The sequence below is a fragment of the Paraburkholderia sp. EB58 genome, from assembly GCF_050436665.1.
Classification (GTDB): Bacteria; Pseudomonadota; Gammaproteobacteria; order Burkholderiales; family Burkholderiaceae; genus Paraburkholderia.
In genome coordinates, this window is sequence record NZ_JBNDMQ010000026.1 from 1 (window position 1) to 15,006 (window position 15,006).

Below are 15,006 nucleotides of genomic sequence, written 5' to 3' on the forward strand. Positions count from 1 at the left end.
CCCATCTGCGCCGTGCGCGAACGGTGGCCGAACGAACGCAGGTCATTCACGCCATACCAGCGGTGGCTGCGCAATTCTTCAGGGGTCTTTCTCTTCGTACTCACTTCGTAGTGCTCCAGAAAACTCAGTCGGTAAAGCGCCCGCCGCGACGTGGCACGGTCGGCAGCCGGATCCGCATTGTTCGTCTCGATGTCGACGCGACGCAGGTATCAAACGCGTCGGCGCTGAGTGAGACGAATGCGATGTCGGGGCTGCCTGCGACCTGCATTGCCCTGGTGCTGATGGACAGTTGCGGCGCTGGCGCTTCGGTGGTTGGGACAGCGGAAAGGAGGCTCGGGCGTGGTGCCGCGAATCGGAGGAAGCTTTCCTGTGTGAGCGTGTGATCGATCGAGAGGTTGTCAGTGTTCTGCGACGCGGATGAGGTCCGCACCGTGTCGACGGCAAGGTCGAAGCCGAATGCAACCGCTGCATCCGGAGATTTGACTGACAACCCACCCGAATCGACCATCTCGTCTCCTTACCATCTTGTTGTTCAGCCAATTCGCCAAGCAAGACGCCTGACGAATTTACCGCGCGAGGCGGTCCGATGCGCGAACATACCTAACCACCAGCAATGATGTCAAGCAACTAAGTAGACAGAGTCCGACCGTCTTTCTGAATAAATCATCCGCAACCCTTTGTTTTTATTGACATTATCTAGATTAATCAGGAAAACCCGAGTGTTGTAAGGTTGTCAGCGCTTAACATGCGAGACCAAAGCTGTTACTGGTAAGACAAATATGCATTGCTCATCAACCCTGCACACCGGTCGCTGGCTCGCCGCAACGGCCGAAAACAAAGCGGCAGGACGTGCAAACGCTGACCGCCCATCACGCAAGGCGATCCGAAAGATCAATTCAGTCGGGTAACCACACTGCGAGACTTGAAGGAGCAGCGCGGGTTAGTCGTATGTCTCCGGCGAGAGGAGAAGAACCTTCGCTCGCCGGCATCGCTGGCGGCCGTTCAGGCTGCGAGCCGAAATCGCACTCACAGCCTGGGCAAACGCACGATGGCATTCGCGTCCATTGCGCTCATGCGGGCACGGGACGTCGGCAGTAAGGGGCGCCCCGCAGCGCTGGCGCGCCCGGCGGCCCACCACTCGCCGGTCAGCATCATGAGACGCCTTTGACCAGCACCGCACCGTCTTACGCGCGTGCTTTCGCCACCAGATCGCGTTCGAAAGCGAGCAAGGCCTGGGTCGCGGCATCGACTGCTGCGTGGTGTTCCTTCGGCGTCGCACTGAGCAGCGGCAGGATCGCACCCATGTCAGCGATCCCCGAGAACGTCACGGCGTCGTGCAACACGCGGATCAGCGAAATGTTGTCGCGCAGCGTTTCGAGCGGCATGAAGGCGTCGTAAATACGCTGGGCGTCGGCATGCCGCGATTCCTTCGCGGCGCGTAGCAGCGCGGTAACCGAGTGCGATGCAATGCAGCCCGAACCCGTCGTCCACGCAGCCAGCCCGAAGTCGCGCACATGGACCAACGCCGGGCGCTCGCCCATGCCCGACACGACGCGCGCCGGGTTGACGCTTTCCAGCAGACGCCGCAGATAGGCGTCCTCCGCGGGGGTTTCGCGCACGATGGCGTACTTCACCGCGATCAGCGTGCCGCGGTCGACGAGACGTGCGAGCGTATCGACGTCGACGTAATTTTCGCTCTTGATATACAGCGTGAGCGGGATGCCCGCTGCGTCCACAATCCGCGTGAGCCCAGCTTCGACGCCTTCAGACGTGGTAAAGCCGCCGAGCGGCAGCACCATCGCCGTGCGATACGACGTCTGTGCGAGGATGCGGGCCTGATCGAGCATCTTGCCGTAGTCGGGACCAATTGCCGGGATGACCCGCGTATCCGGACCCGCGCTTTGCGCGAGCATGTCGAGCAAGTCACGGTATTCGCTGACGGCGACGTGATAGAAGTTCGCGTTGCCGCCGTACAGGAGCGTGCGAACGCCGCCCGCCTCGATGTGCCGGATCAGCTTCAGATTTTCATTGGCGTCGATTGACAGGTCGGCGCGGCGCGCCAAGGGCGGCACAGCCATCACGGTCGAGGCAAATTCGCTCTCGACGATTGGGGACACGTTCATGGGGTCTCTTGTCTCTTGTCGGATATTTAATTGCTGACAGACTGAACGGTAGCATCGTCATCACCATGTTGTCAAACAACATGACCTTCGCCGCGGATAACCTGCTGGAGGTTGTCCCACGCGAGCTGGATGGCATCGAGGTCGGCCTCATCGGCCTTCTGGGCGGCGAGCGATGCGCCGCCTACCTCGGTCATGACGCGAAACTCGTAACAGCGCCGCAGATCCGACAAGGTTTCCAGTGGTGCGAAGCGGCGCAGGTCGGGATCCGGCCGGCGCCTCACGGTGGTGCCGGATGCCTGCCGGGTGGCGATGATGCCGTCCGCGCGCAACTGCGCCAGCGCTTCGCGCACCGTGGGGCGCGAGGTTTCGAAGCGCTCGGCCAGCATGTGCTCGCTTGGCAGCCGGTCCCCTGCCTGATACTCGCCGTCGATGATGCGGTTCAGGATGTCGCTGTAGACCTTTCCCGGCATGCCGGGCGATTTGTGTTCGATCATGGCCGAGGAATCGTCTAAAGTTGTCACACTGGATAACAATTGTACGACCACTTTTGCCGAAAACGCATAGTGGTAAACAACTTAGGCCATGGCCGGGGATGAGCGGAGACCCGCCCCCGTTAGCGCAGTTCCGTCGCCGCGTACACTCCATTGATGCACTTGCGGCGACCGAATCGCGCTCAAAAGTCGGAGCGCACCGTCAACATCAGATTGCGCCGGTCGCCGAACTCGCTAAAGAACGTTCCCGGCGGACGCACGTAGTACTCGCGGTTGAACATGTTGTTCAGCGTCAGCGAGGCATCGAGATGCTTGTTGAAGCGATAGCCCACTTGCGCATTGAAGATCGCATAGCCGCCCTGATCGACGCCGCGCGTAATCCAGCTCTGCGCAAGCATTCCGCCGCCAATCATCACGCCATTCAGGACACCTTGCGAAAGCCGGTAGGTCGTCCAGAGTTTGAACAGGTGCTTCGGATCGGTACCGTCCGAGAAATTGCCCGTCTGGTTCGTGAAGTCCTGGTTCAGGTACGTATAGCCCGCGTACACATTCCAGTTCGGCAGCGGCTCGCCGGTGACTTCGAGCTCGAAGCCCTCGTTACGCGCCCCGCCGCCTGCGATCGAACCGGTCGGATTGTCGGGATCCGCAATCGCGACGTTCTCGGTGTTGATGCGGAACAGAGCCGCAGTCGCGCCGAGCCGCCCATTCAGGAAAGTGCCCTTCAGGCCGGTTTCGAACTGCTCGCCGGTTGCCGGTGGCAACGCCCCGCCGGCAAAGGTGGTCGCCGTTTGCGGCGAGAATATCTTCGAGTAGCTCACGTAGGCACTCAACCAGGGAACGATGTCATAGACGAGCGCCGCGGAAGGGAGGAACCGGCCATTCATCCGGGTGTTCGTGGTCCAGTCGGACACGGTCGGCAAGAAGCTCTGCGATTCTTCGTTAAAGAAGGTTTCGCGCGCACCGAGCACGAGCGTCAGCGGCTTGGCGAGATGAATCCGTCCCTGCGCGTACACGCCGTACTGCTCCGTTCGGATATTGGAGCCGAAGCTGAACGGTATGCTGACCTGCGGGACCGAGTCGGGATCGAAGACGTTGTACGCCCCGCCGAACGGTCCGTCGAGCGAAGCAAAGCCCGATTGCGAGGTCTCCGTGAGCAGCGAATAGTTCGCGCCAATCGTGAATGTGTGGGTCTGGCCGAACAACTGCACCGGTCCCGACACGTTCGCATCCGCGCCGAACCAGTCGTAGGTGATGCGCTGCCGCTGGTCGGCATAGTCGGCGAAACCGTCTTGGCTCACGCCCGGTCCCGAATACGCGTACTCGCTCGACTGCAGTTCGTGGCGATAAAACAGCGTGGTCTGCGATTTCCAGTCGTTCTCGAACTTGTGCGTCAGATTCAGGTTGGTTTCCGCGAGCGACGTGTAGCTATAGTGCCAGGTCGGGCTGAAGTTCTGCGAATACGAACTCGGCAGGCGCGTATTGGCGGGCGTGCCACCGATACCATAGTCGAAGCCCGACACTGGATCGACCTCATAGGCCGCCGAAAACGACAGCGTAGTGCGCGGGTTGATGTCGTAGTCGAGTGCGCCATAGGCCATGAAGGTTTTCTCGCGCACACCATCCACGGATTTCAGGCCGTCACTGCCGACGATCACCGCACGGCCTCGCAACGAGCCGTCCTTGTTGAGCGGACCGGTAACGTCGACCATCTGACGCACGCTGCCGAAGGTATCAACCTGCGTCTCGGTGGCGATGTGGAACGTATCCTGCGGACGCTTGCGCACCAGGTTGACTGTGCCGCCCGCGTCGATCGGGTCGGCGGCGCCGGTCATCACGCCTTCAGGTCCGCGAAACACCTCGATGCGGTCGTACATGGCCAGATCGAACTGGGTCTGATACTGCAGGCCGCTAACGACGGACACGCCGTCGAACTCGATACCCAGATAATTGCCGCGCGCCTTGTAGTAGGCCGTCCCGTCGCCATAGTTCAGCGATTCGACACCCGTGACATAGAGCAACGCGTCCTGGATCCTCGTCATGTTCTGGTCGTCCATGCGCTGGCGCGTCAACACCGAGACCGAACTCGGAATCTCTTGGAGCGGCTGTGGCGTCCCGCCCGCGACCGTCGCACTGCTGGCCGCGTAGGAACCGCTGCCTTCGGTGGTGGCGTCGGCGGCGCTCGTCACGGTGACAGCCGGCAGCACGTTGTCGGTACCCGACGTGCTCGTTGCAGTTGTTGCGCTCGTCGTGCCCGTTGTGGTGGCCGGCGCTGTTTGTGCACGGGCGTGGCCCGCCCAGATCGCGAGCAGCGAGATCGCTACCGGTGTCAGCCGGGAATGGAACGAGCGAGCTCCGGCTCGTCGTGTCCCGCTAAGGTCCATGGTTATTTTCATCGTAGCAGGCAGATTCTCAGCGTGAAGACACACACCCGCCCTGCCCATTGAAGTGGACTCCTAACGAGGTGTGTCAGGATGATGTATTCGTAGCGAAGTTGACTCGCGGCTTTGCACTTTCCCCCAGCACCGCGACCGGCGATAAGCCGCTCTCACGCGTCGATGCGCGGCACAGGCAGAGTCGTGCACCACGCATACGTTATCGCGAACGGAATCTTAATCGATAATGATTCTCATTTGCAATATTTCACGTTTGAGGCCGCCTCCGCGCCTGCCAAACGGCCCTCCGGCGGAGAGACATCAATAACCCGGCTGGTTATACTCGCAAATGCGAATCATTTGCATTAACGGGAAATCTGCCTCATCATTAGCGTCATGCCAACACCGTGACGTTGCCGCCCATGAATCCGCCTCTCGCTCTTGCCCCGCTCGATCGCACAACCGCCACGGAGCCGCTCGATCACGCGGACATCGTGCTGCAAACGCTGCTGTCACGTCAGTCGCATTGGCCGTTGACGAGCCCCGGCCCCGATGACGAAGCGCTTGCCTCGATTTTCGACGCCGCACTGCGCGCGCCCGATCACTGGAATCTGCGCCCATGGCGCTTCGTTGTCGTGCGTGGCGAGGCACGTGTCGCCTTGGGCGAAGTGCTGGTGGATCTCGCGTGCGCCCGCTTGCCGGGCGAGCCGCGTGCAGCGCACGCGCATCGCGGCAGGAAAGCTCAAGCAGCACCAGTGATCATCGCGCTCGGCGCGGCGATCGACGAGGGGTCGACGGTGCCTGAAGTCGAACAGTTGTTGTCGGTCGGTGCGGCGACGATGAACATGCTGAACGCGATCCACGCGCTCGGTTATGGCGGCTTCTGGGCAACCGGTCCGGACAGCTACGACACCGCCATGCACGCAGCCCTCGGTTTTCAGTCGTCCGAACGATTGCTCGGTTTTCTGTTCGTCGGCACGCCGCAATCAAAGCAATGCGCCGCAGCAAGACCCGAGCGCAGCGCCCACGTGCGCGAATGGACCAGCCCGTCGTCGGACCAGTCGGCCGCGAATTAACAGCGAAACAAACGTGCGCGCGGCCGTGCGGATCGACGGGCGGCGCGCGCCATAACGCACGGCTCGCTTGCTGTGCGTCAGTGCCCTCTTCCCGATGCGCCAGCGCAAGCGGAATGCCCATCTCACGCCGGAGGTCCCATGCATTTCCATAGCCTATCGGAGCAACCTTACTCGCTGCTCGACGAATCTCTCGCACAACATCCCGACATGGCCGAGCAAACCGTCCTCAGCGCAGTCAGGACCTGGCTTCGTCCGCAGTGCGACGCCGTGCGCAAGCGCGAAAGCTGGCGCGAATCGCTGTCCGAGGCGGGTCTTACGCGCGACGGTCTGGTCTCGTTCGACCTGCTCATGCGTTCGATCATGAGCGTGTCGCACCGGCCGCTTGATACGCGCTGCCGCTGCGCGAGCGACCTCGCGAAAGACGAAGCCATGCTGCTGCAATCCATTGCGCTGCTACAGGGCATGCGCAGTGACGAGGCGATCAGGTTGCTCGACGATTGGTTACCGCAACCGGCTGTGAGCGTCATGCTGAAAGTGGTCCGCTGGTTTGCGATAGCGCTGCTCGAAGCGGGACTCGAGCTGACGGTCCGCGAGCGGCGCGTCACCTATATGCATTGAAGACGGTGTGCTTTCGATGACGAAGGACGTTTGAGCATCACCTGAGCGCCCTTTGAACAACTGAAAAGCCAATCGCACCACGAGCCGTGGCACGCCATCTCCGGCGCCCACGGCTCGCAACGCGTGCAACGCTTACTGCGCGCCGAGCTTCTTGATCAGCACGTCCAGTTGCGCCAGTTCCTCAGCGGTCAGATCGGTGAGCGGTGCGCGTACCGGACCAGCGTCGCGGCCCACCAGCTTCGCACCGGCCTTGACGATGCTCACCGCGTAACCCTGCCGGCGATTGCGAATTGCCAGATACGGCAAGAAGAACTCGTCGAGCAGCTTGCCCACAGTGGCATGGTCGTCGGCAGCAATCGCGCGGTAAAACTGCATTGCCGTCTTCGGAATGAAGTTGAACACCGCCGACGAGTACACCGGCACGCCCAGCGCCTTATACGCCGCCGCATAGACTTCCGCGGTCGGCAACCCGCCAAGGTACGAAAAGCGGTCGCCAAGCCGGCGACGAATCGTCACCATCGCCTCGATCTCGCCCACGCCGTCCTTGAAGCCGATCAGGTTCGGGCAGCTATCCGCCAGACGCTCGAGCACGTCCGCGTTGAGCTTAGAATTGGCGCGGTTGTAGACGATCACACCCATGTTCTTGACCGACTTGCACACCTGCTCGACGTGCGCGGCAATGCCTTCCTGCGACGCTTCGGTCAGATAGTGCGGCATCAGCAGCACGCCTTTGGCGCCCAAGCGCTCCGCTTCCTGCGCATATTCGATCGCCACGCGCGTCGCCCCCCCCGCGCCAGCCAGGATCGGCACCTTGCCTTTGCAGGTTTCAGTAGCAGTACGAATGACGTTGGTGTAATCGCTCTTGGTCAGCGAAAAGAATTCGCCGGTGCCGCCTGCAGCGAACAGGGCTGTCGCACCGTAGGGCGCAAGCCATTCGAGACGCGCTGCGTAGGTGTCGGCGCGGAAGTCACCGTTTGCGTCGAAGTCCGTTACGGGGAAGGACAGCAGGCCTTCGGAAACAATCGCCTTGAGTTCTTGAGGGGTCGTCATGGTCTGAAAAGTGTCAAGTTTGAAGAAAAGTGGGCGGCCATGCCGGCCGCTGTCGGGTCGAGGTTCGAATCAGCGCACGAGGCACGGACGCTTGTTGTCGAACTTCCAGTTCGGAATCAGGTACTGCATGGCGACACCGTCGTCGCGCGCGCCCAGGCCGTGCTGCTGATAAAGCGCGTGTGCCTTTTCCAGCGCATCCAGATCGAGCTTGATGCCGAGCCCCGCTGCTTGCGGAACCTTGACCTTGCCACCAACAATCTGCAACGGATCACGCGTCAAATGCTGGCCGTCCTGCCAGATCCAGTGCGTGTCGATGGCGGTAATCTTGCCAGGCGCCGCCGCCGCGACATGCGTGAACATCGCCAGTGAGATGTCGAAGTGATTGTTTGAATGCGAACCCCACGTCAGCCCCCAGTCGTTGCACATCTGCGCGACGCGCACCGAGCCTTGCATGGTCCAGAAGTGCGGGTCGGCCAGCGGGATATCGACTGACTGCAGTTGAATGGCATGGCCCATCTGCCGCCAATCGGTGGCGATCATGTTGGTCGCCGTCGGCAGGCCGGTCGCGCGGCGGAATTCGGCCATCACCTCGCGGCCCGAGTAGCCGTTCTCGGCGCCACACGGGTCTTCCGCATAAGCTAGCACGTCGTGCTGGTCGCGGCACAGACGCACAGCTTCCGCAAGCGACCAGGCGCCGTTCGGGTCGAGCGTCACGCGCGCATTGGGAAAGCGCTCGGCCAAAGCCGTCACGGCTTCGATCTCGGCATCGCCCGCAAGTACACCGCCCTTGAGCTTGAAGTCATTAAAGCCGTAGCGCGCCTGAGCCGCCTCAGCGAGCCGCACCACGGCCTCCGGCGTCATCGCTTCTTCGGTGCGGATCCGCTCCCAGGCATCGCGGCCATCCGCGCCGCTCGCATACGGCAGATCGGTTTTCTTACGGTCGCCAATGTAGAACAGGTAGCCGAGCATTTCGACTTCGTCACGCTGCTGGCCTTCGCCGAGCAAGGCGGCAACCGGCACGCCCAGATGCTGTCCGAGCAGATCGAGCAGCGCCGCTTCGAGCGCGGTCACCGCGTGAATCGTGGTGCGCAGGTCGAAAGTCTGCAAGCCGCGGCCGCCCGAGTCACGGTCGGCGAACTGCGTGCGCGCCTTGTTGAGCACCGCTTGCAGATTGCCGATCGACTGGCCCACGATGAGTGGACGCGCGTCGTCGATCGTCTTGCGGATGCTCTCGCCACCGGGCACTTCGCCGACGCCGGTGTTGCCGGCGCTGTCGCGCAGAATGACGACGTTGCGCGTAAAGAACGGCCCGTGCGCGCCGCTCAGGTTCAGCAGCATGCTGTCACGGCCGGCGACCGGCACGACGCGCAGCTCGGTGACGGTCGGCGTGGCGTTCGATTGGAATGGTTTCGTTGGCATGAAGGAAGACCTGTTAAGTGATAGAGCCGACAGGCAGGTGTCGTTGGATCGCTATCCGAACGGAGTGATGAGTGGGCTTTTCCTGATCGAACGCAACGCGAGCGGGCTTGGGGGGAGCGGGACGACTCCAGCCTGAACCACTGAGATACGTTGTCTGACGACAGTCTACTCTTTTTTATTTTAAGTTTCCAGCAAGGTGTTTACCCTGTCTTCAGGCCCGCGCGGGCCTGATGCTTAAGCCCTTTGTGACGTGGACTCGACGCGTGCAACAGCGATTATCGCCGCGAACATGCCCTTGCCGCACACCCGCATCGCGTTCCCGCCTCACCTGTTGTACGACGACTCCGATCGGCCTCGCACTCCATCACGCCGGTCCAAGCGGCCCAAAAAAAGCGGCCGACTGGCCGCGTTTTCGTCCTTGGCCCCTGCTTCAGGCCGTGCGCTCGACACCCTCTGCCGACTCGCTGCTCAACCGGCGCAACCGTTCCCGACTGCTCGAAAGATGCATGCGCATCGCTGCACGCGCCCCTTCGGGATCGCGCCGGGCGATGGCGTCGAGAATGCCCTCGTGCTCCATATTGACCCGCGCCATATAAGCGACGGGATCGCTCTGGGCCAGGCTCGGCGAGTCGACGCGATGCCGCGGAATCAGCGCGGTGCCCATCTGCGTGAGAATGTCGACGAAGTAACGGTTGCCGGTCGCGCCCGCCACCGCAACGTGAAAGCGCAAGTCCGCGGCGGCGCTGTCGCCGCCGGCACGACTGGTGGCCTCGACGGCGTCGAGTGCAGCACGGATATTGGCGAGGTCACGCTCGCTGGCCCGCTGGGCGGCTAGCCCTGCGCACTCCGTCTCGAGGCTGATGCGCAATTCCATCACGGACAGCAAATCGGCCAGCGTCGTGGCGGGCACCATCGCGAGACCCAGCGCCTCGCGGCGCGGCTCAAGCACGAAACTGCCGATACCGTGACGCGTTTCGATCACCGCATTCGCCTGCAGGCGCGAGATGGCTTCGCGCACCACGGTGCGGCTGACGCCGAGCAGCGACATCAAGGTTGTCTCGGTGGGCAGCTTGTCGCCCGGCTTCAGCGTGTGCGCAGCGACCTGCTCGTTGATGTAGTTCACCACCCGGTCAGCAAGACTCCCGCGCGCGCGCATGGGCGGCGCAGTTAGGGTTGGGGACGCGGTCATCGAGGACCTCCTTGGTTGTTTGCTGACCCGTCCATTATACGTTGTCCTACAACGCGAAACGGCCGATATCGCCAGCGGTCTAACCAAGCCGCGTCCCCCAAAACGCCCGTTGCACCCGCATGATTTCCTCCTCCACTTCCGCAACCGGCCCGATCAGCTCGACCGGCTTCTGGCAATGGTCAAAGACATAGCGCGACGAGACGCTCATGGTGGGGTTCTCCGCGTGATCGCCAGTGGCCTGCAGCAACTGCGTCTCCGTCATGCCGAACACCACGCGGCCGATGTTCGCCCAATACGCCGTGCCCGCACACATGCAGCATGGCTCCACTGAGGTGTACAGCGTGCAGCTCCACAAGTACTGCGACGTGAAGTTCAGCGCCGCGACGCGGGCCAGCACGGATTCGGCATGATTGACCGTGTCGACATTACCCTGCTCCATCAACACGGTTTCCTGATCGGGGCCGACCAGAATCGCACCGAACGGGTGATGGCCCATCAGCGTCGCCCGTTCAGCGATCGCGCTCGAATGCCGCAAGTGGCGCACGATCTGCTCGCGCGTCGGCGTGAGACCCTGCGGCGGATAAGCGGGTGCGTCGCCAGCGGGCGTTGACGCGATGGTAAGGCTCACAGACAGGTCTCCTTGTTGGTATGGCAAGCGGCAAGCGCTCGGATTACTTGGGCAGTGCGCCGTCGACGCCCTGCACGAACCAGTTCAGACGGGACAAATCGGCATCGGTGAGACTCTGGCCGGCCGCCACCTTGACTGCGCCGGTCTGATCCTTGATCGGGCCGGCGAACGGGTCGAACTTGCCGTCGATGATGTCCAGGCGTTTTTGCGCCAACGCCTTTTGTGCGGTAGCGGAGACGGCGTCGGTGTTGATGTCGGCGAGATCAATCGCCTTTTCCGTCAAGCCCCACCAGACCGGTGCATTAGTCCACTTCGCCGCCTGCACCTGCTCGATCAGATGCGAATAGTAGACGCCCCAATAGGTCACGCACGCGCCCAGTTGCGCATTCGGGCCGAACTTCTTCATGTCCGAGTCCCAGCCGAACGCGTGGACCTTCTTTTGCTCAGCGGTCTGCATGGTGGCAGTGGAATCGGTGTTCTGGATCAGCACATCCGCGCCCTCGCCGATCAGGGTTTCGGCCGCCTGCTTTTCTCGGCCTGGATCAAACCAGCTGTTGATCCAGATAACCTTCACCTTGGAATTCGGATTGACAGACCGTGCGCCCAACGTGAACGCATTGATGTTGCGCACCACCTCGGGCACCGGTACCGAGCCGACGAAGCCGAGCGTGTTGGTCTTGGTCGTATAGCCGCCCACCACACCAGCAAGGTATGCGCTCTGATAGGTGCGCACATCGTAGGTGCTGAAGTTCGCCGCCTTCTTGTAGCCGGTGGCATGCTCGAACACCGTGTCCGGGAAGTCCTTGGCGACCTTCAGCTCAAAGTCCTGGTAGCCAAAGCTGCTACCGACGACGATCTTGTTGCCCTTCGCCGCGAGGTCACGGAAGACACGTTCGGAGTCGGCGGACTCAGGCACGTTTTCGACCCGGGTCACTTTGATCTTGTCGCCGAACTGCGCTTCGATCGCCTTGACGCCCTGCTCGTGGGCGTACGTCCAGCCCGCATCGCCCGGATTGCCGAGATAGACGAACGCCACGCCGAGCGGTTGAGTCGTGTCGGCGTGGGCGCTGAGCGCCAGACCGAGGCTGGCCACCGCGAGGACGCTAGCCGGCATGCGTAATAGATGGCGAAGCGTGCGGGTCATCTCTGCTTTCATAAATTTTCCATGGCGGGTTGGGCTGGGCCTGTTATCAGGCGCCGGGATACGAGAACAGCATCAGGTGGATAGTCGAAGGCCAATTACCCGGTAAATATTCGCTGGCGTTATTTCCGAGATAACGGAATCGATATCTTGCGTGGAAACTGCCTGGTGCGGCGGGCCCGATAGCCAACACCGACCGAACGCAGCGCCCACACCCGTTGATGCGTCCACCCACGCGCTACGACCGACCCGGAACCGGTGAGGACGACACCTGTTTATCGCCCGATCGCGAGAACGTCGCGCAACCGCTCAAACCTCGTCAGATATTTCCGACTCCGATTGAGCCAAAAAATCCACTCCGAGTTTCAACAAGCGGCGATTCTTTTATCTTAAAAATTAGCATTGCAAACAATTGTGACTCTTTGGTTTGTCTCATAGACATTCCTTAAGCTGATGAGCTAGTTTACGACCCCAATAGCAAACGCCTGCTCGCATAGGCGCCATTGTCAATCAACAAGAAACGGAGACCACTGCTGTAATGGGTACGATCAAGGACGTTCTGCAGCACCCGAGTGCCAGGCTCACGCAGCACCTGCGCTTATCGATCGGCACCATCAACTCGCCACTCGACGTTCTTGAGTTCCGGCTGGAGCAGGAGTTAAGCGAAACCCACTGCGCGGACATTACCCTTACCTCGACCGACCAGGCGATCGACGGTGCGGCGTGCGTGGGGCGCAGGGCGACCTTCACGGTCGAGGAAAAAGCGTCGATACCTTCGGCGCCGGGCCTGGTTGCTCCGGTAATCGAGCCTGCGCTCACCCTGCATGGCGTGGTGACCCAGTGGGAGCGCGTGCGAACGGGGCACGACGAGGCAACCTACCGACTGCTTCTCGAACCACGCGTGGCGCTACTCGACCGCGTGCACGACTCCGGTGTATTCCACAACAAGTCGCTAAAAGACCTGATCACTGAATTGGTGGTGGACCGCAAGCTCTTCGATTCCTTCGACATCGAGTTTGCGCTTGAGGACGCGCAGGAACAGTTCGAGCAGACCGTCATGTACGAGGAGAGCGTCTGGAATTTTCTCTCGCGGCACTGTCGGCGTGCAGGTGTTTTCTGGTACTTCAAGCAAGGCCACAAAAGCGATGCGCCACGGCGGGACACAATCGTGTTCGGCAACAACCCCCGAGCCTATATGCGCGCGCTCGAAGTCCCACTCATGCCGTATTCGGGCCTGTCAGGCAAGTGGCACGAGGCGGTGCTCACGATCAGCGAGGTCCGCAAGCTCGTCCCTTCGGCTGTCGAACTGTGGGAGCACAACTACCGCACGCCCGACGATCCACTGAAGGCAGAATCCACGGTCGCTCGCGATGATCGTTCCGTGTTCGGTCGTGTTAACCGCAGCTCGGAACACCACCATAGCGTCGAGATCGGCCAGATGCTGGCTGACGCACGGCGCGAAGAGCTCGTTGCGCGGCAGACGACGTTCAAGGGCACCAGCAACGCGCTGCGCATGATGCCTGGAATGGTGGTACGCCTGACAAACCACAAGCTGCCGCGAGCGGAATACGGCGTGGTGATCACGAAGCTCATCACGACCGGCAGCCGCACACAGCCGGTCTTTAACGAATTCGAGGCGACGCCCTCGCATCTCACGTGGCGTCCGGAGTACATCCCCGAAAAGCACTGGCGCTGGATCAGCGGCACGCTGCCCGGTATCGTTGCGTCGGTCGACGACCAACCCTACGCGTCACTGGACGAGCATGGCCGTTACTCGGTGACGCCACAGTTCCTGCGATCCGGTACCCGCGGCTCTAGCCTGCTCTCGCTGCGGCTGCTGCGGCCCTCTGCGTCGTATCTGGGAGGTTTTCATTCACCGCTGCTACCGCGGACGGAGGTGCGTCTGGCGGCCACGCACGGCGATATTGATCGCTTGCACATCGCGGGCGCGCTTCACGACTACGCGCACCCGGACATCGTGCACGGCAAGGCGGGTTGGTACAGCCGCGCGATATGGCGCGCGCCGCTGGGCGGCGCCGACATCCGCTTCGAGGATATGAAGGACCGGCAGGGTGTCAAGATCGCGACGGTCTACATGAAGTCGTCGGTCAGTCTGGGCTTTCTGGTCGACAGCGAGAAGCGACAGCACGGTGAAGGGATCGAGATCAGCACACAGGGCTGGGCCACGATGCACGGGGCGAAGGGCCTAATGCTGTCGGCCGACGGTCTGTCGAATCGCAATGCGCCGCAGCTTGAAATGCAGGCCGCACTCGGGGAACTGCAATCGGCCCTGCAGCGTGTCACGGCGCTGGTCGACGCTACCGCCCAAGCCAAGGCCACACCCGCCGACAAGGCCACCCAATCCGGCCTGATAGATGCACTGGACCAGTTGAAAAGCGCGGGCCTCATTGCCAGCGCACCGGGCGGCATTGCGCTCGTCACGCCGCGTTCGGTCCAGCAGGCCGCAGGCGAAAACGTGATGCTCACGGCGGGTCGGCACGTGGACGTTAGCGCTGTGAAGCGCTTTACGCTGGCTGCGGGCGACCTGATCTCGATGTGCGCGCACAAGCTCGGGCTGAAGCTCTTTGCGGCGAAGGGCAAGGTCGAGATCCAGGCACAGAGCGACGCGCTCGACCTGTTCGCGGACAAACAGCTACGCGTGGCGAGCGCAAGCCAGGACGTGCTGGTGAGCGGCAAAACGAGGGCGGCGATGGCCAGTGGCGGCGCGGCGCTGACGATCGAGAACGGTAACGTGGTGTTCCATTGTCCGGGTGAGTTCCGGATCAAGGCGGCATCGTTCACGTTCGAAGGGCCGGCTGGGTTGAATTTGCCTCTGCCTGTGATGCCCAAAAGCAATTTAAATGCGGCCGACGACGGTTACTCTCTTTCCCACTGACTC

11 protein-coding genes and 1 pseudogene are annotated in these 15,006 nt (G+C 61.9%); 3 read left to right on the forward strand and 9 right to left on the reverse strand.

Annotation, left to right across the window (positions count from 1 at the left end; genetic code table 11):
• Positions 1-124: 124 nt before the first annotated feature.
• The 4 genes and pseudogenes from P3T40_RS30265 to P3T40_RS30280 all read right to left on the reverse strand — a co-directional run bounded on the left by P3T40_RS30265 (position 125) and on the right by P3T40_RS30280 (position 4,995).
• Positions 125-508 carry a hypothetical protein gene (locus tag P3T40_RS30265; RefSeq protein WP_429271389.1) on the reverse strand — a complete coding sequence of 128 codons (384 nt, stop codon included), beginning with the start codon at positions 506-508 and terminating at the stop codon, positions 125-127.
• A gap of 676 nt (positions 509-1,184) precedes the next feature.
• Positions 1,185-2,123 carry a dihydrodipicolinate synthase family protein gene (locus P3T40_RS30270; RefSeq protein WP_429271390.1) on the reverse strand — a complete coding sequence of 313 codons (939 nt, stop codon included), beginning with the start codon at positions 2,121-2,123 and terminating at the stop codon, positions 1,185-1,187.
• An 83-nt stretch (positions 2,124-2,206) separates the two neighbouring features.
• A pseudogene (locus P3T40_RS30275) lies at positions 2,207-2,617 on the reverse strand (FadR/GntR family transcriptional regulator); the annotation flags it as partial.
• A 179-nt stretch (positions 2,618-2,796) separates the two neighbouring features.
• Entirely contained in the window at positions 2,797-4,995 is a 2,199-nt protein-coding gene (locus P3T40_RS30280) for a TonB-dependent siderophore receptor (protein ID WP_429271391.1), read from the reverse strand.
• A 413-nt stretch (positions 4,996-5,408) separates the two neighbouring features.
• Between P3T40_RS30280 and P3T40_RS30285 the strand changes: the two genes are divergently transcribed.
• Positions 5,409-6,062, forward strand: coding sequence for a nitroreductase family protein (locus P3T40_RS30285; protein WP_429271392.1), 654 nt, complete (start codon positions 5,409-5,411; stop codon positions 6,060-6,062).
• Between the two features lie 138 nt (positions 6,063-6,200).
• Entirely contained in the window at positions 6,201-6,680 is a 480-nt protein-coding gene (locus P3T40_RS30290) for a hypothetical protein (RefSeq protein WP_429271393.1), read from the forward strand.
• A gap of 132 nt (positions 6,681-6,812) precedes the next feature.
• Here the strand turns inward: P3T40_RS30290 and kdgD are convergent, their stop codons facing one another.
• The 5 genes from kdgD to P3T40_RS30315 all read right to left on the reverse strand — a co-directional run bounded on the left by kdgD (position 6,813) and on the right by P3T40_RS30315 (position 12,110).
• Complete coding sequence (gene kdgD / locus P3T40_RS30295; protein WP_429271394.1) at positions 6,813-7,730, reverse strand: 5-dehydro-4-deoxyglucarate dehydratase; 918 nt, start codon at positions 7,728-7,730, stop codon at positions 6,813-6,815.
• A gap of 69 nt (positions 7,731-7,799) precedes the next feature.
• Positions 7,800-9,149, reverse strand: coding sequence for a glucarate dehydratase (gene gudD / locus P3T40_RS30300; RefSeq protein WP_429271395.1), 1,350 nt, complete (start codon positions 9,147-9,149; stop codon positions 7,800-7,802).
• A 430-nt stretch (positions 9,150-9,579) separates the two neighbouring features.
• A complete protein-coding gene (locus tag P3T40_RS30305) occupies positions 9,580-10,338 on the reverse strand; it encodes a FadR/GntR family transcriptional regulator (RefSeq protein ID WP_429271396.1) in 759 nt (252 codons plus the stop codon).
• 79 nt (positions 10,339-10,417) lie between these two features.
• On the reverse strand, positions 10,418-10,966 hold the full coding sequence (locus P3T40_RS30310; protein ID WP_429271397.1) for a nucleoside deaminase: 549 nt from the start codon (positions 10,964-10,966) through the stop codon (positions 10,418-10,420).
• Positions 10,967-11,009: 43 nt separating this feature from the next.
• Positions 11,010-12,110 carry a BMP family ABC transporter substrate-binding protein gene (locus P3T40_RS30315; RefSeq protein ID WP_429271495.1) on the reverse strand — a complete coding sequence of 367 codons (1,101 nt, stop codon included), beginning with the start codon at positions 12,108-12,110 and terminating at the stop codon, positions 11,010-11,012.
• A 535-nt stretch (positions 12,111-12,645) separates the two neighbouring features.
• Between P3T40_RS30315 and P3T40_RS30320 the strand changes: the two genes are divergently transcribed.
• Positions 12,646-15,003 (forward strand): type VI secretion system Vgr family protein, encoded by a 2,358-nt coding sequence (locus P3T40_RS30320; RefSeq protein ID WP_429271398.1) that lies wholly within the window; start codon positions 12,646-12,648, stop codon positions 15,001-15,003.
• Positions 15,004-15,006: the final 3 nt, after the last annotated feature.

Excerpts from the sequence above, each read along its gene's own strand:
- P3T40_RS30265 (WP_429271389.1), bottom strand. The coding sequence starts at position 508 with ATGGTCGATTCGGGTGGGTTGTCAGTCAAATCTCCGGATGCAGCGGTT.
- P3T40_RS30270 (WP_429271390.1), bottom strand. The coding sequence starts at position 2,123 with ATGAACGTGTCCCCAATCGTCGAGAGCGAATTTGCCTCGACCGTGATG.
- P3T40_RS30280 (WP_429271391.1), bottom strand. The coding sequence starts at position 4,995 with ATGGACCTTAGCGGGACACGACGAGCCGGAGCTCGCTCGTTCCATTCC.
- P3T40_RS30285 (WP_429271392.1), top strand. The coding sequence starts at position 5,409 with ATGAATCCGCCTCTCGCTCTTGCCCCGCTCGATCGCACAACCGCCACG.
- P3T40_RS30290 (WP_429271393.1), top strand. The coding sequence starts at position 6,201 with ATGCATTTCCATAGCCTATCGGAGCAACCTTACTCGCTGCTCGACGAA.
- kdgD (WP_429271394.1), bottom strand. The coding sequence starts at position 7,730 with ATGACGACCCCTCAAGAACTCAAGGCGATTGTTTCCGAAGGCCTGCTG.
- gudD (WP_429271395.1), bottom strand. The coding sequence starts at position 9,149 with ATGCCAACGAAACCATTCCAATCGAACGCCACGCCGACCGTCACCGAG.
- P3T40_RS30305 (WP_429271396.1), bottom strand. The coding sequence starts at position 10,338 with ATGACCGCGTCCCCAACCCTAACTGCGCCGCCCATGCGCGCGCGCGGG.
- P3T40_RS30315 (WP_429271495.1), bottom strand. The coding sequence starts at position 12,110 with ATGACCCGCACGCTTCGCCATCTATTACGCATGCCGGCTAGCGTCCTC.
- P3T40_RS30320 (WP_429271398.1), top strand. The coding sequence starts at position 12,646 with ATGGGTACGATCAAGGACGTTCTGCAGCACCCGAGTGCCAGGCTCACG.